General features: G+C 62.1%; 21 protein-coding genes. All 21 read left to right on the top strand.

The window, feature by feature from the left end; genetic code table 11:
• The first annotated feature begins 344 nt into the window (after window positions 1-344).
• The 21 genes from KTR60_RS12670 to KTR60_RS12765 all read left to right on the top strand — a co-directional run bounded on the left by KTR60_RS12670 (window position 345) and on the right by KTR60_RS12765 (window position 23,383).
• On the top strand, window positions 345-2,615 hold the full coding sequence (locus KTR60_RS12670) for a polyribonucleotide nucleotidyltransferase (RefSeq protein ID WP_003942275.1): 2,271 nt from the start codon (window positions 345-347) through the stop codon (window positions 2,613-2,615).
• Window positions 2,616-2,742: 127 nt separating this feature from the next.
• Window positions 2,743-4,101 carry a M16 family metallopeptidase gene (locus tag KTR60_RS12675; protein ID WP_030535606.1) on the top strand — a complete coding sequence of 453 codons (1,359 nt, stop codon included), beginning with the start codon at window positions 2,743-2,745 and terminating at the stop codon, window positions 4,099-4,101.
• 28 nt (window positions 4,102-4,129) lie between these two features.
• The gene (locus KTR60_RS12680; RefSeq protein WP_007735068.1) at window positions 4,130-5,242 is read left to right on the top strand and encodes an alcohol dehydrogenase catalytic domain-containing protein; all 1,113 of its coding nucleotides are present in this window, start codon (window positions 4,130-4,132) and stop codon (window positions 5,240-5,242) included.
• Window positions 5,243-5,423: 181 nt separating this feature from the next.
• Window positions 5,424-7,118: a cutinase family protein gene (locus KTR60_RS12685; RefSeq protein WP_007735070.1), complete on the top strand. Its 1,695-nt coding sequence runs from the start codon at window positions 5,424-5,426 to the stop codon at window positions 7,116-7,118.
• A gap of 159 nt (window positions 7,119-7,277) precedes the next feature.
• Complete coding sequence (hypA, locus tag KTR60_RS12690) at window positions 7,278-7,607, top strand: hydrogenase maturation nickel metallochaperone HypA (protein WP_073512368.1); 330 nt, start codon at window positions 7,278-7,280, stop codon at window positions 7,605-7,607.
• 2 nt (window positions 7,608-7,609) lie between these two features.
• Window positions 7,610-8,422, top strand: coding sequence for a hydrogenase nickel incorporation protein HypB (hypB, locus tag KTR60_RS12695; RefSeq protein ID WP_228402208.1), 813 nt, complete (start codon window positions 7,610-7,612; stop codon window positions 8,420-8,422).
• Between the two features lie 181 nt (window positions 8,423-8,603).
• Window positions 8,604-9,719 (top strand): hydrogenase expression protein HypE, encoded by a 1,116-nt coding sequence (locus KTR60_RS12700; protein WP_030535603.1) that lies wholly within the window; start codon window positions 8,604-8,606, stop codon window positions 9,717-9,719.
• 54 nt (window positions 9,720-9,773) lie between these two features.
• Complete coding sequence (locus KTR60_RS12705) at window positions 9,774-11,567, top strand: nickel-dependent hydrogenase large subunit (protein ID WP_007735075.1); 1,794 nt, start codon at window positions 9,774-9,776, stop codon at window positions 11,565-11,567.
• A gap of 3 nt (window positions 11,568-11,570) precedes the next feature.
• On the top strand, window positions 11,571-12,473 hold the full coding sequence (locus tag KTR60_RS12710) for a NifU family protein (RefSeq protein ID WP_030535602.1): 903 nt from the start codon (window positions 11,571-11,573) through the stop codon (window positions 12,471-12,473).
• A 19-nt stretch (window positions 12,474-12,492) separates the two neighbouring features.
• Window positions 12,493-13,113 (top strand): DUF5947 family protein, encoded by a 621-nt coding sequence (locus KTR60_RS12715; protein WP_030535601.1) that lies wholly within the window; start codon window positions 12,493-12,495, stop codon window positions 13,111-13,113.
• Complete coding sequence (locus tag KTR60_RS12720) at window positions 13,110-13,748, top strand: DUF6084 family protein (RefSeq protein WP_228402209.1); 639 nt, start codon at window positions 13,110-13,112, stop codon at window positions 13,746-13,748. Before KTR60_RS12715 ends, KTR60_RS12720 begins: the two co-directional genes overlap by 4 nt.
• Entirely contained in the window at window positions 13,745-15,106 is a 1,362-nt protein-coding gene (locus KTR60_RS12725) for a hypothetical protein (protein WP_030535600.1), read from the top strand. The genes KTR60_RS12720 and KTR60_RS12725 overlap by 4 nt, the downstream gene beginning before the upstream one ends.
• 48 nt (window positions 15,107-15,154) lie before the next feature.
• Window positions 15,155-15,274 carry a DUF6893 family small protein gene (locus tag KTR60_RS29320; protein WP_003942178.1) on the top strand — a complete coding sequence of 40 codons (120 nt, stop codon included), beginning with the start codon at window positions 15,155-15,157 and terminating at the stop codon, window positions 15,272-15,274.
• A gap of 6 nt (window positions 15,275-15,280) precedes the next feature.
• On the top strand, window positions 15,281-15,775 hold the full coding sequence (locus KTR60_RS12730) for a hydrogenase maturation protease (RefSeq protein ID WP_030535599.1): 495 nt from the start codon (window positions 15,281-15,283) through the stop codon (window positions 15,773-15,775).
• 3 nt (window positions 15,776-15,778) lie between these two features.
• The gene (locus KTR60_RS12735) at window positions 15,779-16,066 is read left to right on the top strand and encodes a HypC/HybG/HupF family hydrogenase formation chaperone (protein WP_007735086.1); all 288 of its coding nucleotides are present in this window, start codon (window positions 15,779-15,781) and stop codon (window positions 16,064-16,066) included.
• Window positions 16,063-18,351 (top strand): carbamoyltransferase HypF, encoded by a 2,289-nt coding sequence (gene hypF / locus KTR60_RS12740; protein ID WP_050655148.1) that lies wholly within the window; start codon window positions 16,063-16,065, stop codon window positions 18,349-18,351. The genes KTR60_RS12735 and hypF overlap by 4 nt, the downstream gene beginning before the upstream one ends.
• Window positions 18,352-18,367: 16 nt before the next feature.
• Window positions 18,368-18,667, top strand: a complete 300-nt coding sequence (locus KTR60_RS12745) for a HypC/HybG/HupF family hydrogenase formation chaperone (protein ID WP_030535597.1) — start codon at window positions 18,368-18,370, stop codon at window positions 18,665-18,667.
• On the top strand, window positions 18,664-19,776 hold the full coding sequence (gene hypD / locus KTR60_RS12750) for a hydrogenase formation protein HypD (RefSeq protein WP_007735088.1): 1,113 nt from the start codon (window positions 18,664-18,666) through the stop codon (window positions 19,774-19,776). The genes KTR60_RS12745 and hypD overlap by 4 nt, the downstream gene beginning before the upstream one ends.
• The gene (gene hypE, locus KTR60_RS12755) at window positions 19,766-20,836 is read left to right on the top strand and encodes a hydrogenase expression/formation protein HypE (RefSeq protein WP_007735089.1); all 1,071 of its coding nucleotides are present in this window, start codon (window positions 19,766-19,768) and stop codon (window positions 20,834-20,836) included. Before hypD ends, hypE begins: the two co-directional genes overlap by 11 nt.
• Complete coding sequence (locus tag KTR60_RS12760; protein WP_030535596.1) at window positions 20,836-21,585, top strand: DUF6390 family protein; 750 nt, start codon at window positions 20,836-20,838, stop codon at window positions 21,583-21,585. Before hypE ends, KTR60_RS12760 begins: the two co-directional genes overlap by 1 nt.
• A 31-nt stretch (window positions 21,586-21,616) precedes the next feature.
• On the top strand, window positions 21,617-23,383 hold the full coding sequence (locus tag KTR60_RS12765; protein ID WP_051720808.1) for an ABC transporter ATP-binding protein/permease: 1,767 nt from the start codon (window positions 21,617-21,619) through the stop codon (window positions 23,381-23,383).
• Window positions 23,384-23,421 lie beyond the last annotated feature (38 nt).

Consider the following 23,421-nt stretch of genomic DNA (forward strand, 5'->3'; position numbering starts at 1 on the left):
TAGCTGCCGCAAGGCAGTTTCCGCTGTCGGCGCTATGCACAGTTGTCCAGGCGCAGTTGTTTATGCGCAGTTGTGCAGTGCGCAGCCAGCACACCGTATGCACCAGAGAACGTGGTGTCGGTTGTCGGTAGTGGTTCTCCGGACCGGGCAAGTGCCCGAAAGCTCCGGCGGACTTCGATCGACGGCCGCCCGAACGTCGTGACGTCCCGAAGCAGAAATCGCTCGCATCGCAAGGAGCGTCTGCAATTCAAGAGGGGGACGTCCCTCGGTGCGCAGTTTCCACCAGGAGGGTGGAAACGCCCGCGCGGGTACGGCGAAGACGAGAGGGAAGTGAAGAGAAAAGAATGACAGAGAATTCCGTAGTAGAGGTCGACGAAGGCGTGTTCGAATCCACCGCCGTGATCGACAACGGGTCCTTCGGTACCCGCACCATCCGTTTCGAGACCGGACGCCTTGCTCAGCAGGCCGCCGGCGCCGTCGTTGCTTACCTGGACGACGAGACCATGCTGCTGTCCGCCACGAGCGCCAGCAAGCACCCCAAGGAGCACTTCGACTTCTTCCCCCTGACGGTGGACGTCGAAGAGCGTATGTACGCAGCGGGCCGCATCCCCGGTTCGTTCTTCCGTCGTGAGGGACGCCCCTCCACCGACGCGATCCTGACTTGCCGCCTCATCGACCGGCCGCTGCGCCCGTCCTTCGTCGACGGTCTCCGTAACGAGATCCAGGTCGTCGTCACGGTCATGAGCCTCAACCCGCAGGATCTGTACGACGTCGTGGCCATCAACGCTGCTTCCGCGTCGACGCAGATCGCGGGCCTGCCGTTCTCCGGACCCGTCGGTGGCGTGCGCGTTGCACTCATCGTCTCGGACGAGAACAAGACCGGCCAGTGGGTTGCATTCCCGACGGTCGATCAGCTCGAGAACGCCGTCTTCGACATGGTCGTCGCCGGCCGCGTCGTTTCCGGTAGCGGTGACAACGCCGACGTCGCGATCATGATGGTCGAGGCCGAGGCCACCGACAACGTCATCGCGAAGATCGCCGACGGCGCTCAGGCACCGACCGAGGCCATTGTCGCCGAGGGCCTCGAGGCCGCCAAGCCGTTCATCGCACGCCTGTGCGCTGCACAGGCAGCACTTGCATCCAAGGCTGCAAAGCCCACGGGTGACTACCCGGTCTTCCCGGCGTACCAGGACGACGTTTTTGCTGCCGTCGAGGCTGCTGCGTCCGAAAAGCTCAATGCCGCACTGACAATCGCCGGCAAGCAGGAACGCGACGACAAGACCGACGAGGTCAAGGTCGAGGTTCTCGAGCAGGTTGCACCCAACTTCGAAGGCCGCGAGAAGGAACTGGGAGCAGCGTTCCGCTCGCTCACCAAGAAGCTGGTTCGCCAGCGCATCCTGCGCGATCAGTTCCGCATCGACGGCCGCGGCGTCACGGACATCCGTTCGCTGTCCGCCGAGGTTGCGATCATCCCGCGCGCACACGGCTCCGCACTGTTCGAGCGTGGCGAGACCCAGATCCTGGGTGTGACCACTCTCGACATGGTGAAGATGGCTCAGCAGGTCGACTCGCTCGGTCCCGAGACCACCAAGCGCTACATGCATCATTACAACTTCCCGCCGTACTCCACCGGTGAGACGGGCCGCGTCGGTTCGCCGAAGCGTCGCGAAATCGGTCACGGTGCACTCGCCGAGCGCGCTCTCATGCCGGTTCTGCCCAGCGTCGAAGAGTTCCCTTACGCGATTCGCCAGGTCTCCGAGGCTCTGAGCTCCAACGGTTCCACCTCGATGGGCTCGGTGTGCGCGTCCACGCTCGCACTGCTCAACGCCGGTGTGCCGCTTCGCGCTCCGGTTGCCGGTATCGCCATGGGTCTGGTTTCCGACCAGGTCGACGGCGAAACCCGCTACGTCGCGCTGACCGACATCCTCGGCGCCGAAGACGCCTTCGGCGACATGGACTTCAAGGTCGCAGGTACCAAGGACTTCGTCACGGCCCTGCAGCTGGACACGAAGCTCGACGGCATCCCGTCGCAGGTCCTTGCCGGTGCACTCTCGCAGGCCAAGGACGCACGGACCACGATCCTCGAGGTCATGGCGGAAGCCATCGACACCCCGGACGAGATGAGCCCGTTCGCTCCCCGCGTGACGGCCATCAAGGTCCCCGTCGACAAGATCGGTGAGGTCATCGGCCCCAAGGGCAAGATGATCAACTCCATCACCGAGCAGACCGGTGCCAACATCTCCATCGAAGACGACGGCACCGTGTTCGTCGGCGCCACCGATGGACCGTCTGCACAGGCCGCGATCGACATGATCAACGCCATTGCCAACCCGCAGCTCCCCAAGGTCGGCGAGCGGTTCCTGGGCACGGTCGTCAAGACCACCGCCTTCGGTGCCTTCGTTTCGCTCCTGCCGGGACGCGACGGACTGGTGCACATCTCGAAGCTGGGCAGCGGTAAGCGCATTGCCAAGGTCGAAGACGTGGTCAACGTCGGATCCAAGATCCGCGTCGAGATCGCCGACATCGATGCTCGCGGCAAGATCTCGCTGATCCCGGTCGAAGAGGGCAACGACGAGGCTGCCGCTCCGGCCGCCGACGAGGCTGCTTCCGAGTAGATCTCACTTCGTACTCTGATGCGGCCCCGCGCGGATTTCCGTGCGGGGCCGCATCTGTACTGTCTGTAGACACAGAGCCTGTAGATACCTGATTGACCACTTGCACCGAGGACTGCTGAACCTTTTCATGGCAAAGACCACTCCCAACACCACGCGCAGCCGCAGCGCTGTGCTGAAATCGCCGATCGATGCGACTCCCGAATCCGGAGTACAGCGCACGGTCCTTCCCGGCGGCCTGCGCGTCGTCACCGAGTTCATTCCCGGTGTGCGTTCCGCCTCCGTCGGTGTGTGGGTCGGAGTCGGCTCGCGCGACGAGCAGCCGAGTGTGGCCGGTGCCGCGCATTTTCTCGAGCACCTGCTGTTCAAGTCGACGCCGTCACGGACGGCGTTGGACATCGCGCAGGTCATGGATGGTGTGGGCGGCGAACTCAATGCATTCACGTCGAAGGAACACACCTGTTTCTACGCGCACGTGATCGACGACGACCTTCCGATGGCGGTTGACCTTGTCGCCGACGTCGTGCTGCGAGGGCGTTGCAGAACCGCGGACGTCGATGTCGAGCGGCAAGTAGTGCTCGAAGAGATCGCGATGCGTGACGACGATCCGGAAGACTTGCTCGGCGACGCGTTCCTGACCGCGTTGTTCGGCGATCATCCTGTCGGCCGTCCGATCATCGGTAGCGTCGAATCGATCGAGTCGATGTCGCGCAATCAGTTGCATTCCTTCCATGTTCGGCGTTACACACCGCAGCGGATGGTGCTGGCCGTAGCGGGAAACGTCGACCACAAGCAGGTTGTGACGCTCGCTCGCCGTGCATTTGCCGGACATCTCGAGCGCGGGGTCAAGCCGACGCCGCGGCGCGAAGGCACTCTGCGTTTGCGAACGATGCCTGAACTGAGCTTGACCCACCGCGACAGCGAGCAGGTCCACCTTGCGCTCGGGGTACGCGCGTTCGGCCGGCACGAGGGCCATCGCTGGGCGCTGTCGGTGCTCAACGCCGCAGTGGGCGGTGGGCTGAGTTCTCGTCTGTTCCAAGAGATTCGGGAGAAGCGCGGGCTGGCGTACTCCGTCTATTCCGGCGTCGACACCTTCGCGGACACCGGAGCGTTCTCCGTGTATGCAGGTTGCCAGCCGGAGAACCTCGGGGAGGTTGCCACGGTTATCCGCGAGGTACTCGCGAACGTGGCGACGGACGGAATCACCGATGCCGAGATCGCCCGCGCCAAGGGATCGCTGCGCGGCGGATTGGTTCTGGCACTGGAAGATTCAGGCTCACGCATGAACCGTATCGGTCGCAGCGAACTGAACTACGGCAACCATCGCAGTGTTGCGCAGACGCTCGCGACCATCGACGCAGTCACCTCCGAAGAGGTGCTCGAGGTGGCGCAGGTGCTCTTGACGAGGCCGTTTGCAGCCGCCGTCGTGGGTCCGTACAAGCGGGTTCGTGACCTCCCCGCGTCGGTACGCGGGATCGTGGGCAAGTAGTTCGAACTATCGAAATCGGGGTGTACAGTTGAAGATCCGTGGTGCAGTGCTCGAAGAGATCGGCCGGAAGCGTCCCTTCGCAGAGTCGACTCCGATTTCGATTTCGGAACTCGACCTCGAATCCCCGGGCCCGGGTGAGATCCTGGTCAAGATCGAAGCTGCCGGGCTTTGTCACTCCGACCTCTCCGTGGTCGACGGCAATCGGGTACGACCCGTGCCGATGTTGTTGGGCCATGAGGCGGCAGGTCGAATCATCGAACTCGGCGACGGAGTTGATTCGTTGTCGGTGGGCACCCGCGTCGTGATGACTTTTCTTCCACGGTGCGGTGAATGTGCGGGATGCGCCACTGACGGCCGGATGCCTTGCACGGTGGGTAGCGCTGCCAACAACGACGGCAGTTTGCTCGGTGGCGCGCATCGACTGCGGCGCTCCGGCGAGAACGTCAAACATCATCTCGGTGTTTCGGGTTTCGCGACGCATGCTGTGGTCAACGCCAAGTCGGTTGTTCCCGTCGACGACGACATCCCGGCCGAAATTGCAGCCGTACTCGGTTGTGCGGTGTTGACCGGTGGGGGAGCGCTCCTCAACGCGGCGAAGCCTCGCCCGGCAGACACCGTGATGGTGGTCGGCTTGGGTGGCGTCGGGATGGCCGCAATCCTGACGGCGAGGGCACTCGGGGTCGAGAACGTCATCGGTGTCGACGCACTGGAATCCAAGCTGGCTCAGGCGCTGGAACTGGGCGCGACCGAGGTCTTCACACCGTCCGGCCTGTCCGAGAGTGGCGTTCGCGCAGACATCGTCGTCGAGGCCGCGGGAAATGCTCGGGCCTTCGAGACAGCGGTGGCTGCGACGGCAGCGGGTGGCACGACCGTCACGGTCGGGTTGCCGGCGCCTGACGCGCGCTCGTCGATCTCACCTCTCGGACTGGTCGCCGAAGCGCGGACCATTATCGGCAGCTACCTGGGATCTGCGGTCCCGTCCCGCGACATCCCGATCTACGCGCAGTTGTGGCGCGACGGGAAGCTGCCGGTCGAGAAGCTCATTTCCTCGCGAATCGAATTGGCCGACATCAATTCGGGTATGGACGAACTCGCCGACGGAAAAGCAATCCGACAGGTCATTATCTTCGACGCGGAGTAGGTGCACGTCGGTGTTATGCAGCGGAAATGAGGCGTTTGCGCCCCCGATTCCCTCCCGAGTCGCCACGGAAAATCGTTACCCGTTGTAACGCTCCTCTCGTACTGGACGACTACTCGAATGACGTTGCGTGACGCCCCGGGGGTCGGTCGTACGTTTTCCAAAAGTTGATTGGGGAGAAGATATGCCGGTTCGTGGGTTCTTTTCGCGACATCGAATACTGGCGGGTGCAGTAGCGCCCGCAGCGCTCGGCGTGGCCGCACTGGTCGCGGTTGCGGTCGCTGTGGACTCTCCGGAGTCACGCACGATCGAGACACAATTGACGTCGTCGGTCACCGAGTGTCACGACATGGTCAGCATCGCGGTTGCCGGTCGACACGACACACCGGACGCTTCGACGGTGAAGATGTTGCTGGGAGCCGACGGGAAGCCGCTGCCGGCCGCCCTGTCCGGTGACTACAAGAGTGAACGCGTCGACCAGGTGATCAACCCGGCAGGCTCCGTCAACGCGAACAAGCCCGGCTCGTACGCGGCTGTGTATATCGCGTACCCGGCCAACATGGCGTCCTACGAGGATGCCGTCGCTGCCGGCGCTGCAAATACGCAGTCCGTGATGAGTGCCATCGCCAAGGAATGCCCGAAGACTCAGTTCTCGATCGTCGGGTACAGCGAAGGCGCCGATGTGGTGCGTCGCGTCGCGATGGACATCGGTACGCAGGAGAACAACGAGTTCGGGGTCGACCCGGACAAGGTTGTCGGTGTGGTCATGCTGGCGGATGCAGGCCGTGAAGCGGGCGACGGCACGTTCCTCGGTGCCACGAATCCGTTCACGAACCCGGATAACTTCAATACGAAGTACCAGAACGGAACCTCCGCGACACCTGGCGAAGGTGTACTCCCCGGCACTGCCGGAGGTTTCGGCAAGCTGAACGGCAAGGTCGCGTCCTTCTGCTCGGACGGTGACTTCACCTGCTCGGCTCCCAGCAACATCTCTCTGTTGATCTTGGCGGCAAATGTCGGTCGGCAGTTGAACATCGACCAACTCGAAGCGCAGGGTCTGAACCCGGCCACCGGTCAGGACGTCGCGGTGGTGTTCGGCCAGATCGTCTTCGAGGCGTTCGCAGACATTTCGTCCAATCCCAACTGGATGCAGAGTGACGAGACATTCCTTCAGGTGATGCTCAAGGTCTCGGATCCGGAGTACAAGCCCGGAAAAACACCCGCGCCGGCGCCGGTAGCCGAGGGCGAGACGGTGTCCACCGACAAGGTGTCTCCGCTGGCATATCTGCCGCAGAAGCTTTTCAAGGAGATTGTCGGTCTGATTGCTACCAACCAGAACACGATTCCCGTGATCTTGAGCGACCCCTACCAGCAGACACTCGCTCCAGACGTCGGACACCACTTCGATTACTGGCGAGATGCGGATGCGGCCAACGGCAAGCCGTTGACTTCAGCTGAGTACGCAGCGGCCTGGCTCACCTACCTCGCCCAGCAGGCGAAGGAAGGAAAGCCCGTCGACACAACTGCGAAGCCGACCCCGGAACAGATCAGTGCTGCTGTCGATGCCTACATGGCTGACGGCAATGCTGAGGGCGACGCCGCGGTGGCTGAAGGCACCGGAACCGGTCAGGCACCGGCCGGGACCACTGGCTCCACGGGATCTGCTGGAGCGCCCGCAACCACGTCACAGGTGCCTGCGGCAGGATCGGCGTCGGTCACATCGGGAGCGGTTGCCACTCCGACGGGTTCGGCGGCAGTGACGCCGACGTCGACAGTTCCGACCACACCGGTAGCGGGAACGGATGCAACGACGGCGCCCCCGACTACGACAGTGACGTCGACGACCACGACGACGAAGGTGCCGGTTCCGAACCCGTAATCCTTCTCGCCGGCGTTCGTCACACGAATAACGCTGTCACAGGCTGCGATCCGCAATAGTTGCGGATCGCAGCCTGTTTTCGTGTACGGGTTACGCACAGAGACCGTTGGTGCTTATCGTGGAAGGGAGGTTTCCGGATCACGAATCGTGGGTTTCACCGTGCACGAGCTGTCCATTGCGCAGAGTGTGGTCGAAGCCGTGTGTGAGCGTGCCGGCGAGCGACGAGTATCGAGCGTGCGGCTTGAAGTAGGGCAACTCTGCGCGGTGGTTCCACACTCTCTGCTGTTCTGCTTCGACGTCGTCACCGCGGGTACTCACGCCGAAGGTGCCAGCTTGCACATCGATGAGATTGCAACCAGCGCGCGATGCAAAAGCTGCGGCGTGATGTTCTCGCCGCCCGACATGTTCTTGCTGTGTGAATGCGGCAGTGCTGATGTCGAGGTGCTTGCCGGCCGAGAGTTACGGATCCTGTCGATGGAAGTGAGCTGAGCATGTGCGCGACGTGTGGGTGCGGGGACACCACAGGACCTCGGGTGTCGGTAGTCGCAGACGGAGAACACGAGCAGGAACACGACGATCATGGGCACGGTCATGGGCACGGTCACGAGCATGACCATGAGCGCGGCCACCCCGACCACACCGTGATTCTCGAGCAGCAGGTGCTCGCCAAGAACGACGGCATTGCGGTTCACAATCGTCAGAGGATGCGGAACCGCCGAATCACGGCGCTCAACATCATGAGTTCCCCCGGCGCGGGGAAGACGACATTGCTGGCGCGAACCATCCGGGAGCTCGGATGTCAGCGACCGATAGCCGTGATCGAAGGTGACCAGGAAACCCGGCTCGACGCCGAGCGGATCCGAGAGACCGGCGCGTCGGTGGTGCAGGTGAATACCGGGGCCGGATGTCACCTCGATGCCGCGATGATCGACCGCGCACTGCGCGCCTTGGATCCCGCTGAAGAATCGCTGCTTCTGATCGAAAACGTCGGAAACCTGGTGTGCCCCGCGCTCTTCGACCTCGGCGAGGAAGGCAAGGTTGTCCTAATTTCGACGCCGGAGGGGGCAGACAAGCCGAAAAAGTACCCACACATCTTCGCTGTCGCGGACCTCGTGGTGATCAACAAGATCGACTTGCTCCCATACGTCGAGTTCGACGTCGATGCCTGCGTCGAGCAGGCGAGAATACTCAATCCTGCTGTGCGCGTTGTTGTTTTGTCTGCCACGACAGGTGAGGGCATGGACGAGTGGTACGAGTGGATCGGTAGTCGTTCGGCGATTTCTCCGGTGGCCGTTGACAACTGATCTGCTCGGGTAGTTAATGAAATGAGTGGGTGCCACGCAAGTGGGCCGAGGTTCGACTCCGGTGGCGTCAGCGTTTCGGTGCCGCGGCAATTCGAGGCCACAGAGTCTTGAGGCCATAGCGTGTCAGGCCAGTCGCGGCGCTGAGAGTCAAGGCGCAAGTGCACCCGTGAAAGCGGCTGACATGGACACACAAAAATCGACTGCTGGCACCACGGCGGAACCTGCCTCCGAAAGCGCAGCTACCCCCGCAAGCGCAGCGGCCAAAGCGGAAGAAACTCTGATCCACGTGCTGTGGATCAATGCCGGTCTCAGTTGCGACGGAGATTCGGTGGCGCTCACTGCAGCCACGCAACCCAGTATCGAGGAGATCGCGCTCGGCGCCTTGCCCGGGCTGCCGCAGGTAGCGGTTCATTGGCCGCTCATCGACTTCGAATGCGGACCGCAGGGTGGCGCTGACGATTTCCTGGAGTGGTTTTGGAAAGCCGACCGCGGAGAACTGGAACCCTTTGTTCTTGTCGTCGAAGGATCGATACCGAACGAGAAACTTCACGACGAGGGGTATTGGTGTGGCTTCGGGAACAATCGCGAAACCGGCCAACCGGTCACCACGAGCGAATGGCTCGACAAGCTGGCACCGAAAGCCACTGCGGTAGTTGCGGTCGGTACGTGCGCGACCTACGGCGGCATACATGCGATGGCCGGCAATCCGACCGGTGCGATGGGCGTGCCGGACTATCTCGGGTGGACCTGGAAATCGAAGGCGGGCATCCCGATCGTCTGCGTTCCCGGGTGTCCCATTCAGCCGGACAACCTCTCCGAGACCCTGACCTACCTTCTGTACATGGCCACTGATCAGGCGCCGATGATTCCCTTGGACGAATCCCTGCGCCCGCAGTGGCTTTTCGGTGCCACCGTACACGAGGGCTGTGACCGTGGTGGGTACTACGAGCAGGGTGAGTTCGCGACGGAGTACGGGTCACCGAAGTGCATCGTCAAACTCGGATGTTGGGGACCGGTCGTGAAATGCAATGTCCCCAAACGTGGTTGGATCAACGGAGTCGGCGGGTGTCCCAACGTCGGCGGGATCTGCATCGGGTGCACGATGCCGGGGTTCCCCGACAAGTTCATGCCGTTCATGGATGAACCGCCCGGCGGCAAACTCTCCACCAATGCGGTGGGAATGTACGGGTCCGTGATCCACAGTCTCCGCCGGCTCACCGGAAACACGTTGGACAAGGAACCGCACTGGCGCGAGCGCGGGTCGAAATTACTCACTGGTGCGACGCGTACGTGGTGACCGACCGGATACATTCAAATCAGTTCGTGAGCAACGTCTCTGGGAGGCACTGCAATGACGGCCATCGTTCCCGAACCCACCTCGACTGCGGACCGCGACGGTCTTGTCGAGATGGCGTGGGACCCCATCACCCGAATCGTCGGCAGTCTGGGCATCTACACCAAGATCGACTTCGCCAATCGCGAAGTGGTGGAGTGCCACAGCACGTCGTCGATCTTTCGCGGGTATTCCCTGTTCATGAAGGGGAAGGACCCGCGCGACGCGCATTTCATCACCAGTCGTATCTGCGGCATCTGCGGTGACAATCACGCCACATGCTCGTGCTACGCACAGAACATGGCGTACGGCGTCAAGCCGCCGCATCTGGGCGAGTGGATCGTCAATCTCGGCGAGGCCGCCGAGTACATGTTCGACCACAACATCTTTCAAGAGAATCTTGTCGCCGTCGACTACTGCGAGAAGATGGTCTCCGAGACGAATCCCGGTGTGCTGGCGCAGGCAGAGAACACGCGCTGCCCGCACGAGGAGCAGCACGGGTATCGCACGATCGCGGACATCATGCGGACTCTCAATCCGTTCACGGGTGAGTTCTATCGCGAAGCGTTGCAAGTCTCGCGTTCGACTCGCGAAATGTTCTGCTTGATGGAGGGCAGGCACGTTCACCCGTCGACGCTCTATCCCGGCGGCGTCGGCACCGTCGCGACGATCGAACTGATGACGGACTACATGTCGCGGCTGATGCGGTACGTCGAATTCATGAAGAAGGTCGTGCCGATGCACGACGACCTGTTCGACTTCTTCTACCAGGCGATGCCTGGTTACGAAAAGGTTGGCCTGCGGCGGACCCTGCTGGGTTGTTGGGGATCGTTCCAAGACCCCGAGTACTGCAATTTCTCCTACAAGGACATGACCGACTGGGGCCGGAAGATGTTTGTCACTCCCGGTGTGGTTGTCGACGGAAAGTTGGTCACCACGGATCTGGTGGACATCAACCTCGGTATCCGAATCATGCTGGGCTCCTCGTATTACGAGGACTGGAGTGATCAGGAGATGTTCGTCAAAACCGATCCGCTGGGTAACCCGGTCGATCGCAGGCACCCGTGGAATCAGCACACCAACCCCCACCCGCAGAAGCGGAACCTCGAGGACAAGTACAGCTGGGTCATGTCACCGCGATGGTTCGACGGAAAAGACAACCTTGCTCTGGACACGGGCGGGGGAGCATTGGCTCGTCTGTGGAGCACCGCTCTGGCCGGCCTGGTCGACATCGGATACCTGGAGTCGACCGGACACAGTGTGAAGATCAATCTTCCGAAAACAGCACTGAAGGGTCCTGTCTCGCTCGAGTGGAAGATTCCCGAACATGGCAGCAATACCCTCGAAAGAAACCGCGCGCGAACGTATTTCCAGGCATACGCAGCCGCGGCTGCCCTTCATTTCGCCGAGAAGGCGCTTGTCGAGATCCGGGCCGGCCGGACCAAGACGTGGGAGTCGTTCGAGGTCCCGGACGAGGGTATCGGTTGCGGATTCACCGAAGCCGTCCGCGGAGTTCTCTCACACCACATGGTGATTCGTGACGGAAAAATCGCGAACTATCACCCGTACCCACCGACACCGTGGAATGCGAGCCCGCGCGACAGCTACGGAACCCCCGGTCCGTACGAGGATGCCGTGCAGGGTCAGCCGATCTTCGAGGAGAACGATCGAGACCACTTCAAGGGCATCGACATCATGCGGACCGTGCGTAGTTTCGATCCCTGCCTGCCGTGTGGTGTTCACATGTATCTCGGCGGTGGCAAGACCCTGGAGAAGTTGCACTCTCCGACGCAGTCCGTGACCGGGGAGTGATCGATGGAGCAATCGGCCGACTATTGGCGCGGAGCAGGTGAGCGCATCGAGACGTTGTTGCAGGCCAACGCCGGCGCAGGCCCGGTGGCGAGAGATCGCGCCGAGCAACTGGTGCGTGAGGTCGTGCAGTTGTACGGCGCAGCACTCGAACGCACCGTCGCTCTGGCAGATCCGGCCACGATGGATGCGATGGTTCGCGACGATCTGGTGTCCAGCCTGCTACTGGTGCACGGACTTCACCCGCACGACGTGGAGACCCGCGTCCGCACTGCGCTCGACAGCGTGCGTCCGTACCTCGGTTCGCACGGAGGCGACGTCGAACTGATCGAGGTGGCGGACGGCGTGGTGCGACTACGGCTTCTCGGAAGCTGTAACAGTTGCCCTTCGTCCTCGGTGACCCTCGAAACCGCGGTCCAGGACGCGGTGCAGGCGGCGGCACCCGAGACCACCGGAATCGACGTCGAAACACCGGATTCGCACGAGCTGAAGTCGGGTGTGATTTCGGTCGAGTCCCTGTTCTCGCACGTTCACGCCGACGGGGGAGGTACGCACTGGGTGGAGGTCCCCGAATTCGCCGAAGTCGAGGTGGGAGAGGTCGCGGGCTTCCGCGTGTCGGGCACCGATCTGTTGGTCTGCCGCTCCGGTGACGATCTGTACGCGTATCGCGACCATTGCCCGGTGTGTGAGCACTCGATGGCGGGGGCTGTGCTCGAACGCATGATGGGCCGTCCTGCCCGAGACGCCGCTGTCCTCACCTGTCCGACGTGCTCTGCCCACTTCAGTGTGTACGGGGCGGGAGCGCGGGTGGGCACCGGCTCCGAGCACCTGGCGCCTGTGCCGGTGCTGATTCGCGACGGAGTGCTCTCGGTCGCGCTTGCTGACGAGTCTGTGATACCGGTGACCTAGCCGTGAACGCAGCCCCGTCATGAAAGTCACTGTGGGAGAGGTGCTCACACGAATCGCCTCGTCGCGTGTCGTTCCGACCGGACCGAGGTGTGAGATGTGTGCGGCGGGCATAGGCGACGAACACCAGCACGTCGTGGACGTACAGGTCCGGAGCCTGATGTGCGTGTGCCGACCGTGCTATCTACTCTTTGCACCGGTCGACGCGGACCTTCGATACAAAGCGGTTCCCGATCGGTACCTCGAGTTTCCGGACTTCGACCTCGGCCCTGGCCGGTGGGAGTCTCTGGAAATCCCCGTCGGCCTGGCATTCTTCTTCCGCAACTCACTCGTCGACAAGTACATAGTCTTCTATCCGGGACCGGCCGGAGCTACCGAATCCGAGTTGCCCATCGACTCGTTCGAGACTGTGCTCGAGGAGAATCCGGGGCTCGCGCAGATGCGGGCCGACGTCGAGGCGTTGATCGTGTCGGTGCCCACGTCAGGACAATCGCCGAGATGCTTCGTTGTTCCCATCGACGCCTGTTACGAACTGGTGGGACGATTGCGCACCGTGTGGCGCGGATTCGACGGTGGCCAGGATGCCGCACGCGCAGTGGACGAGTTCTTCGGGCGCGTCGAGGCGCGAAGCAGGTCGGCATGACTGTTCTCGACTTCTCGATCGACAACATGGAGGTAGAACCGTACGCGGTTACGCCGAATCTGACGGTGAGATTGAGAATGTCGGAATCCACCGGCACGACCGTCCGTGCGGTGGCTCTGCGCGCGCAGGTACGAATCGAACCACACCGCCGACCGTACTCCGACGCCGAAGGCGAAGGTCTGCGCGATCTCTTCGGTCCGCGGGAGCGTTGGTCGAGTACGCTGCGCACCTTCCTGTGGATGGAATGTTCCACGGTCGTTCAAGGATTCACCGGAACAACGGTCGCGGCCTTGCCCATGGCGTGTACGTACGACTTCTCGGTGACGGCGTCGAAGTACATGCACGCACTCGGAGACGGAACGATTCCGATCGTGGTTCTACTGAGCGGCACGGTATTCACCGACGGACCGCGTGGGTTCTCCGTGCAGCAGATCCCGTGGGACAGATCTGCTGCCTACGAATTGCCGGTCGACGTGTGGAAACAGCTGATGGCTGCGCATTATCCGGCGTCTGGTTGGGCACGCCTCGACCATGAGACGATTGCCGATCTCGTGCGGTTCAAGGCAGCGCACGGCCTCACGGACCTCGATTCAGCCGTGCGGCAGTTGCTGACGGCGAGCCAGGTGCCGCGATGACTCGAACGGGGATGGATCACGACGTTCGGGCCGTGGCCGACGCCGTCCTGTACGAGGGATATCTTCTCTATCCCTACCGGGCCGGCTCGGCGAAGAATCAATCCCGTTGGCAGTTCGGGGTTCTCGGACCGCCCGGCGCCGCCGAGGTCGGAGTCGGCGAGGAACCGTCGATGTCCGCGCAATGTCTGCTCGGCGAATTCGAGCGGAACGGCGTCGAAGTTTCTGCGACTGTGAGATTTCTGCACCACCAGTCGCGGACGGTTGAACGACTCGGCGCCGGCGGGGCGTGGATCCCGGTCGATCGGTTGGTAGTCGGCGAGCGGGAGTCGATCTCGTGGGACGAAGCCACCGAGTCCGAGATCGTGTTGGGTCCGTGGGGTCTGGACGAACTCGAGGCCGGCGTCGAAGAAACCTTCTGTGCGGCCGGAGTTGTCGAAGGAGAGACTTTGTCGGACTCTCGGGGCAGGGTGGTCGGACGGATCGTTCGGACACGGCTTCCGGTGAATGGCCTCTTGGCAGTGAGCGCCTCCGCCGGGGACGGACGCACGGTGATTTCCGTGACGATCATGAACGCCACGAGCGTCGACGCACGGGACAAGGGCACGGCCACCGCGCAATCGATGCTGGGGACTCACGTCATTGTGAACTGCACAGGCTCGAGGTTCCTGTCGTTGTTCGAAGAAGCAGATCACTCGGAGCAGTTGCGGCAAAATCGCTGTTATCCGGTGCTTGCGGGGACCGAGGACCCCACTCACCCTGGCACATCTCCCACCGTTCTGGTGTCACCGATCATCCTGTACGACTTTCCCGAGATTGCGCCGCAGAGCGAGGGATCTCTCTTCGACTCGACCGAGATCGACGAAATTCTCACCCTGAGAATCCTTGCCATGACCGACGAGGAAAAGGCGCGGGCGCGAGCTACCGACTCCAGAGCTGCCGACATCATCGACCGATGTGAGCGATTGACGGACGACGATCTAGCCGGCCTGCACGGCGTGCTGCGAGATTCGAATGCCGGTTCTGATCTGATACCCGAGGTGCCTGACGGTGTGGACTGGTGGACCCCGGAAGCCGACACCAGTGTTCAACCACGCACCGACGCAGTTCTGATCAACGGCGTCCGTGTCTCTGGTGGAAGTACGGTTCGGCTCCACCCCTCACGCCGCGCTGATGCTCAGGACCTGTTCTTCGACGGCCGGATCGCCCACGTCGCCACCATTCATGAAGACGTGGACGGCGACATTCATGTTGGGGTGACACTGTTGGACGATCCGGCCGCCGATCTGCACAACTGGTACGGCCGCTACCTGTACTTCGCGCCGGACGAGATAGAGCCGATGCCGCGCGACAGCGCGTGACGTACTCACAGCTATCGAACTTCACAGCTATCGAGAGGAGAACTCGCCATGAGGAGCATGGGATTGCTGTCGACGGCACTTCTCGGCGCCACCGCGATCGCAGCCGCGATCGTCCTGGTGGTGTCGATGCCGGACATCCAGCGCTATCTGCGAATGCGAAAGATGTAAAGCGCTGTGCGCGTGCTGATTGCAGGTGTCGGAAACATATTTCTCGAAGACGACGGATTCGGCCCCGAAGTTGTTCGGGCGCTGCAGCATGAGAATCTCCCATCGGGAGCTCGCCTGGTCGACTACGGGATTCGGGGCGTGCATCTGGCGTACGACTTGTTGGAGTCGTGGGACGCCCTGGTCCTGATCGATGCCTTACCGGCGACCGGAGTCCCGGGCAAGCTCGCGATCATCGAAGTGGACCCCGAAAGTGAAGGCCCGCAAGGAGGTTTCGACGCGCACTCGATGCATCCGAGTTCGGTGTTTGCCAGCCTGCAGGCCCTCGGCGGAACACTCCCGCGGACGTTCGTGGTGGGGGCACATGCGAAATCGATCGGCGACGGAATCGGATTGAGTGCGGAGATGCGTGATTCGGTAAGGCAAGCCGCTTCTGCGGTGCTGGCACTCGTCCGGTCCATCGACGTGGACTGTGATGCCACCACACTGGGGCCGGAGGTGTGAGTCATGTGTCTGGGGATTCCGGGACGGGTACGCGAGCTACTGGACGGATACGGAGGTCAACTCGCTCTCGTCGACGTGGAGGGGGCACCACGCAAGGTCAACATCGGAATGCTCGACGAAGGCACCGTCACGGCAGGTGACTGGGTGGTGATCCACATGGGCTTTGCAGTCGAGAAGGTCGACGAGCAGGGAGCTCGCCATGCTCGGGCCGGCCTCGAACTGATGGGCCGTGGTGGCCACGACGGTGAGGTAGTCGACTCCGATACTGGTAACGGCGAGGTCGGGACATGAAGATCGCCTGCCGTGTCATCGTTCGTGGCGTAGTCCAGGGGGTGGGCTTCCGGCCGTTCGTCCATGCGACCGCCACCGAACTGGGACTGTCGGGTTCGGTGGGAAATTCTGCTCTCGGTGTCGTGATCGACGTCGAAGGCGACGGAGAGACAATCGATGCATTTGTCGCTCGGGTGCGAAACCGCCCCCCACCGCTGGCACGGGTGGAGTCGGTGGAGCGCGAGGACTCGCGGCCGGTTGGTCGTGAGGGGTTTCGCATAGTCGAGACGGATGCGGGGTCGGTCGGGCGAACCTTGGCGCCGGCGGATGTCGGGATCTGCGACGACTGCCTCCGGGAACTGACTGATCCGAGCGATCGGCGATATCGTCATCCATTCATCACCTGCACCAACTGCGGTCCGCGATTCACGATCATCGAATCGCTGCCCTACGACCGGGCCGCTACGACGATGAAGCGATTCCCGTTGTGCGCGAACTGTGCGGCGGAGTACGTGGATCCCGCCGACCGCCGGTTTCATGCGCAACCGATTGCCTGCCCGCAGTGCGGTCCAACGCTATCGTTCGTGGAAGGGGACGCGCCCGCCGTGACCGGTGAGGGTGCACTGCTACGAGCCCGATCCCTACTGCGAGACGGGAAGATTCTTGCTGTCAAGGGAATCGGAGGATTTCACCTGGCTTGTGATGCCCGCGACGACCGCGCGGTTCACGAGTTGCGTGAACGCAAGCATCGAGCAAGCAAGCCGTTGGCGGTGATGGTGCGCGATGTGCCAGAAGCCAGAGAGTTGGGTGTGGTCGGTGATGCCGAGGCTGATGCCATGTCCTCGCGCGAGCGCCCGATTGTGCTGGTTGCCAAAGCGTCTGGATACGCGCTTTCCCCCTTGATTGCCCCCGGCATTCCGGATATCGGAATCATGCTGGCCTACAACCCGATTCAGCATCTTCTTCTGGGTTTGGCCGGAGAAGAGGCGGGCCCAGCGGTGTTGGTCATGACATCGGCGAACATCGGCGGTGAGCCGATTCTGTACTCCGACAACGATCTCGAACGATTGGGTGACCTGGCCGACGGGGTATTGACCCACAACCGTCCGATCTTGATGCCGTGTGACGACTCGGTGATGCGAATAGTCGGCAGTGGAAGACAGTTGCTTCGTCGCTCGCGCGGATATGCTCCGCTGCCCGTCACCGCGCCGTTCGACGTACCGCCTACCTTGGCGGTCGGGGCCGACCTGAAGAACACCTTCTGTCTTGCCGAGGACGGATATGTGTGGCCGAGTCAGCACATCGGAGACATGGGCGACCTCGCTGTCATCGACAGTTTTGCTGCGTCGGAGAGTCACTTCGAATCGATCACGGGGGTGGTGCCGCACCAGATCGCCTGTGACGAGCATCCGCGGTATCGCTCGTCCTCGTGGGCTCGCAGTCGTAGTGGTGACCGACCGGTGCGCATCGTCGGGCATCACCACGCACATGTGGCTTCCGTGATGGGGGAGAACGGCCGGGACGGGAGCGAACCAGTTCTCGGAATAGCGTTCGACGGCACCGGCTACGGGGCGGACGGCGCAGTGTGGGGAGGGGAACTACTGCTGGCGACGTACAAGGGTTATCGCCGTCTCGCGCATCTGGGATACGTACTGCTGCCCGGGGGCGATGCCGGAGTGGAACGGCCGTACCGAATGGCGCTCGCCCACCTGTGGCATGCCGGGTTGGACTGGGAATCCGACCTCGCGCCCGTGGCAGCCTGTCCGCCCCGAGAGCAGTCGGTCCTACTTCACCAGATGGAAACCGGTTTCGGGTGCGTGGACACCTCGAGCATGGGGCGGTTGTTCGACGCAGTCTCCTCGCTGACCGGGGTCCGTCAGAGGGTCGACTACGAAGCGCAGGCTGCCATCGAGTTGGAGGGGGTGTCGAGGGGAGTCGACAGCGCCGGTTCGCGGTACACCTTCGATTGGACGCAGTCGGACGACGATTCGTGGACAGCAGATCCGCGGTCGGTCATTCGGGCTGTTGTCCGCGATCTCCGGGAGAAGTTGCCCGCTGAAGTGATCGGCGCCCGTTTCCACGAATCCGTAGCGCACCTGGTGCTCGAGTGGGCAATTCGTGGCCGGGAACTGGCGGGAGTGGACGAGGTAGTACTCACCGGAGGTGTCTTTCAGAACCCTCTACTGCTCGTTCGGGCGTGTGCTCTGCTCTCAGACGCTGGATTCACGCCGTTGACAGGACTGGAGTTGCCGCCGAACGACGGCGGTCTCGCCTACGGCCAAGTGCTGGTGGGGAGTTCGTCATGAGGTCAGGAGTTGTGTCATGTGCCTAGCCGTACCGGGACGTATCGAGTCCCTGGAGGAACGCGACGGAACGACGATGTCGGTGGTGAACTTCGGTGGCGTCCGAAAAGAAGTGTGCCTCGAGTACATTCCGGGCGCCCAAGTCGGCGAGTACGTCGTGGTGCACGTCGGATTTGCCATCCAGCGACTCGACGAGGAATCCGCTCGCAGCACGCTGGCGGAATTCGAGCACCTCGGCGTACTGGAAGAGGAATTCGGTGACGGGTTCGAAAGGGCTGCCCGGGCCGCGGGGATCGAACCGAAGGAGAAAGAATCATGAAATATCTGGACGAGTTCTCCGATCCGGAACTGGCCGGCAAACTGCTGGATCAGATCCGTGCGCTGGCCACACGGCGATGGGCGATCATGGAAGTGTGTGGTGGTCAGACACATTCGATCATCAGACACGGCATCGATCAATTACTTCCCCAACAGATCGAGATGATCCACGGACCCGGATGCCCGGTCTGTGTCACCCCGCTCGAGATCATCGACAAAGCTCTCGAAATCGCGGCAAGACCCGATGTCATTTTCTGCTCCTTCGGGGACATGTTGCGAGTTCCGGGGAGTTCGTCGGATCTGTTCCGCATCAAGAGCGCCGGCGGTGACGTGCGGGTGGTGTACTCACCGTTGGATGCACTGACTATTGCCAAGGAGAATCCGGGCCGGCAAGTGGTGTTCTTCGGGATCGGATTCGAGACCACCGCGCCGGCCAACGCCATGACCGTCTATCAGGCCAATCGCCTGGGTATCGAGAACTTCTCGCTACTCGTCTCGCACGTTCTGGTCCCGCCGGCGATGGCCGCGATCATGGATTCGCCAGAGTGCCGCGTGCAGGCATTTCTGGCGGCCGGGCATGTATGCAGTGTGATGGGAACGTCGGAGTACCCGGCGCTGGCCGAGAAGTACAAGGTCCCGATCGTCGTCACCGGATTCGAGCCGCTGGATCTGCTGGAGGGCATCCGAAAGACGGTGCTGCAGTTGGAATCGGGTCGATACGAGGTCGAAAATGCCTACGCCCGTGCCGTCACCGCGCAGGGCAACACCGCAGCGAAAGCGATGCTCGAGGATGTGTTCGCCGTGTCGGACCGGACGTGGCGCGGCATCGGATCGATCCCGGACAGCGGTTGGCAGCTGGCACCGAAGTATGCGTATTTTGATGCCGAAGAGCGTTTTTCGGTGACCGATATCCACACTGACGAGTCGAGCGTCTGCCGTTCCGGAGAAGTGTTGCAAGGTTTGATCAAGCCACACGAGTGCAGTGCCTTCGGGAAGGAATGCACTCCGCGGAATCCGCTCGGTGCCACGATGGTGTCGTCCGAGGGGGCGTGCGCCGCGTACTACCTGTACCGGCGCCTGGAACTTCAGGAGGCGGGTCATGCCGGCTGAGGAGACCGCTGTCGTGGACTTGTCGGCGTGGGTCTGCCCACTGCCGCTGCGTGATTCGCCGAACATCGTCATGGGGCACGGTGGTGGAGGAGCGATGTCCGCCGAGCTCATCGAGCACCTGTTCCTGCCCTCGTTCGGAAGCGCTGCCGATGCAGAACTCGGTGACTCGGCCGTATTCGACGTCGGCGGGGTGCGGCTCGCGTTCTCGACCGACTCGTATGTCGTCAAACCCATGGTGTTTCCCGGCGGAACTATCGGCGATCTCGCTGTCAACGGAACGGTGAACGACCTGGCGATGGCGGGAGCGCAGCCATTGGTGATGTCGACGGCATTCATCCTGGAAGAAGGGACGGCGCTGACCGACATCGCGGGAATCGCGAAGGCGCTCGGTGAGGCCGCGCACGTTGCCGGCGTTCGGCTGGTGACAGGTGATACCAAGGTCGTCGATGCCGGTCACGGCGACGGAGTCTTCATCAACACCGCAGGAATCGGGATTGTCGCAGACGGGGTGGACATCAGCCCCACTCGCGCACAAGTGGGTGACGTCGTGATCGTCAGCGGCGACATCGGCGTTCACGGCGTGGCCGTGATGAGTTGTCGCGAAGGTCTCGAATTCGGGACCGAAGTGCGCAGTGATTGTGCGGCCCTGAACGGCGTGGTGGCCGACATGATTGCCACCGGTGTCGACATCCACGTCCTGCGCGACCCTACGCGGGGCGGAGTCGCCGCGACCCTCAACGAGATCGCTCAGGCGTCGAACATCGGGGTTGCGCTGGTGGAGCGAGATCTGCCGATTCCCGCTGACGTGCGCGACGCCTGTGGGCTACTCGGCTTGGATCCGTTGTACGTCGCAAACGAGGGCAAGTTGATCGCTTTCGTTCCACGCGAAGATGCCGCCCTGGTTCTGGAAGCGATGCACGGCAATCCACTGAGTGTGGGAGCCGCCGTGATCGGGGAGTGCGTGGCCGAACATCGCACAATGGTGGTGGCGCGTACGGCATTGGGAGGCAATCGGGTAGTGGATTTGCCGGCAGGTGAACAACTTCCTCGGATCTGCTGATGACTGCCGTCGGTATGAACGGGCCGGCATTGTTTGCCCGCTACGCGTATCCGCCGAACGAGTTGGGTTACTGCGGACCCGACGATCCTTCAGTGCTGCTTCGTCTGGCCAGCGGCAACTCGGGCAGCGGCGACCGTGATCACGCTCGTCAATTCGACGGTGCGTGGCCGTACCTCGAGGCATTGGCTGTAGGAGCGGGCATCGACGACCCCCTGGATCCGCGAGTGATCGAAGCCTATTGGGTGGGAGGTGATCTCCTCGACTCTCTCGATTCGGGGAAGTTGTTACAGCACTTGAGGGGGGCATTCGGTGAACGCGAGAACACCGGGTTCCTCCCCGTCCTCGGGGGTCGGGACCGCGCGCTCGCGCACCACAGTTTTCACGTATTTCTGGTGTATCCGTGGGTCAAGCTTCTTCGGAAGCGCGGTGCGGTCCCACTGTCCGTCCTCCAGAACTGCCGGATCAGATGGGGAGTGGTCGAGGACGTCGGCGAGGAGCATGCATTGGTGGTTTCGTCCCCGCTCGAGTTCGACGGTGAGCAACTCGCACGCGGCCGACCGGCAACGCAGAGAGTGCGGTGGAGGGTCGAGGGCAACGCGCTTGCGGCGATGCCCGTCCCCGGCGCTGTGGTGACGATGCACTGGGATTGGGTGTGCGACAGGATAACGGCAGAGCAATCACGTGCATTGGATGCCGCGGAAGACTCGGGATTGCGGATCGCGAACCGAATGCTGTCGACCGATATGTGATCGTCAGTTCCCCTCCAGGACGGAGGAGACGGTGAATTGGGGTAGCGCGGTAACGGACAGCGCACTGTGGTTGGCAGAGGCATATGCGATCACGGTAGTGGTTCTCGTCGTCACCGCGCTGCTGCTTGCTCGGTATACCTTCTGGGGCAACCAGTTTCGGCGAATGGCTTGGCCCTACTTCGATCCCCGGCGCACCGTCATTCCGCTGTCGATTCTCGCGTTACTGCTGCTGCTCACGATATTCGGTGTCCGCGTGACGGTGTTGTTCTCGTACTGGTACAAGGATTTCTACGACGCCATTCAGAACCTCGACGAAACCGCTTTCTGGCACTACCTGCGAGTGTTCGCGATATTGGCCGCAGTCCACGTCGCTAGCTCACTCGTCGTCTACCTGGTAGGCCAAACACTCGATATCAATTGGCGCAGTTGGCTCAATGACACATTGACCGACGATTGGCTCGACGGCCGCGCCTACTATCGCGGAAACTTCCTGGAGAACCCGGTCGACAATCCGGACCAACGTATTCAGGCAGACATCACCGCATTCGCGACGTCGTCCCGCACGTTGTCCATGGGCGCCGTCGCCGCAATGGTCTCGATCGTCAGCTTCACCAAGATCCTGTGGGATCTGTCCGGTCCCTTGACTGTTTTCGGTGCCGAGATTCCGCGAGCGATGATCTTTCTCGTCTACACCTACGTGTTGGTGACCACGGCACTCGCATTCTGGATCGGCCGGCCTTTGATCATGCTGAACTTCTTGAACGAGAAACTCGGCGCCAGCTTCCGGTACGCGTTGGTTCGACTACGGGAGTACGGCGAAAGCATCGCCTTCTATCGCGGAGAGAACGTCGAACGACGCACGCTCGGACTACGTTTTGCTGCAGTGATCCGCAATATGTGGGCGATCGTCTTCCGGACGCTCAAGTTCAGTGGCTTCAATCTGGCAGTGGATCAGACAGCGGTGGTGTTTCCGTTTCTGGTCCAGGGATCTCGATTGTTCAGCGGGCAGATCACTTTCGGCGAAGTGATGCAAACTGCTCAAGCATTCGGCCAGGTGCACAATTCGTTGTCGTTCTTTCGAGAGTCTTATGCCGATTTTGCAAGTTTCCGGGCCACACTGATCCGTTTGACCGGGCTCGCCGATGCCAATCGACGTGCCCGCGCACTTCCCGTGCTCGACGCGTTCTCCGCTGGCAGTCATTTGGTTGTTCGGGGACTCGACGTGCGCACGCCGGTTGGTGAGGCGTTGATCTCCGAACTCGACATGTCACTGGGGCCCGGCGATGCACTGCTGGTGAAGGGTCCGTCGGGTAGCGGCAAAACCACGCTGCTCCGCAGCATCGCGCAGTTGTGGCCGTACACAAACGGTTCCGTGACCACCCCGGTCGGAGACGTCCTGTTCCTCTCACAACGGCCATACCTACCATTGGGTTCTCTGCGCGCGGGTTTGGCATATCCGGACCAGTTGCCCTCAGGTCAGCCGAACACCGGGCGCTCGAACTTCGACGACCGCAGGCTCCACGACGCGCTCGCCGAGGTGCATCTCGCACATTTGATCGGTCGGCTCGACGAGCCGGCTGATTGGACTCGAATTCTGTCGCCGGGCGAACAACAACGGTTGGCGTTCGCCCGAGTCCTCCTGATCCGACCGCGAACCGCATTTCTCGACGAGGCGACATCCGGAATCGACGAAGGCCTCGAGTACACGCTCTACGACATCCTTCGCCGTGAACTGCCCGACAGCATCATTGTCAGCGTCGGGCATCGCAGCACTCTCGACGTTTTTCACAATCGATAACTCGAACTGCGCGGTGCAGGACACTGGACTCTCGCTGA

It is taken from the genome of Rhodococcus sp. C1 (assembly GCF_020809065.1).
Taxonomy (GTDB): domain Bacteria; phylum Actinomycetota; class Actinomycetes; order Mycobacteriales; family Mycobacteriaceae; genus Rhodococcus_F; species Rhodococcus_F qingshengii.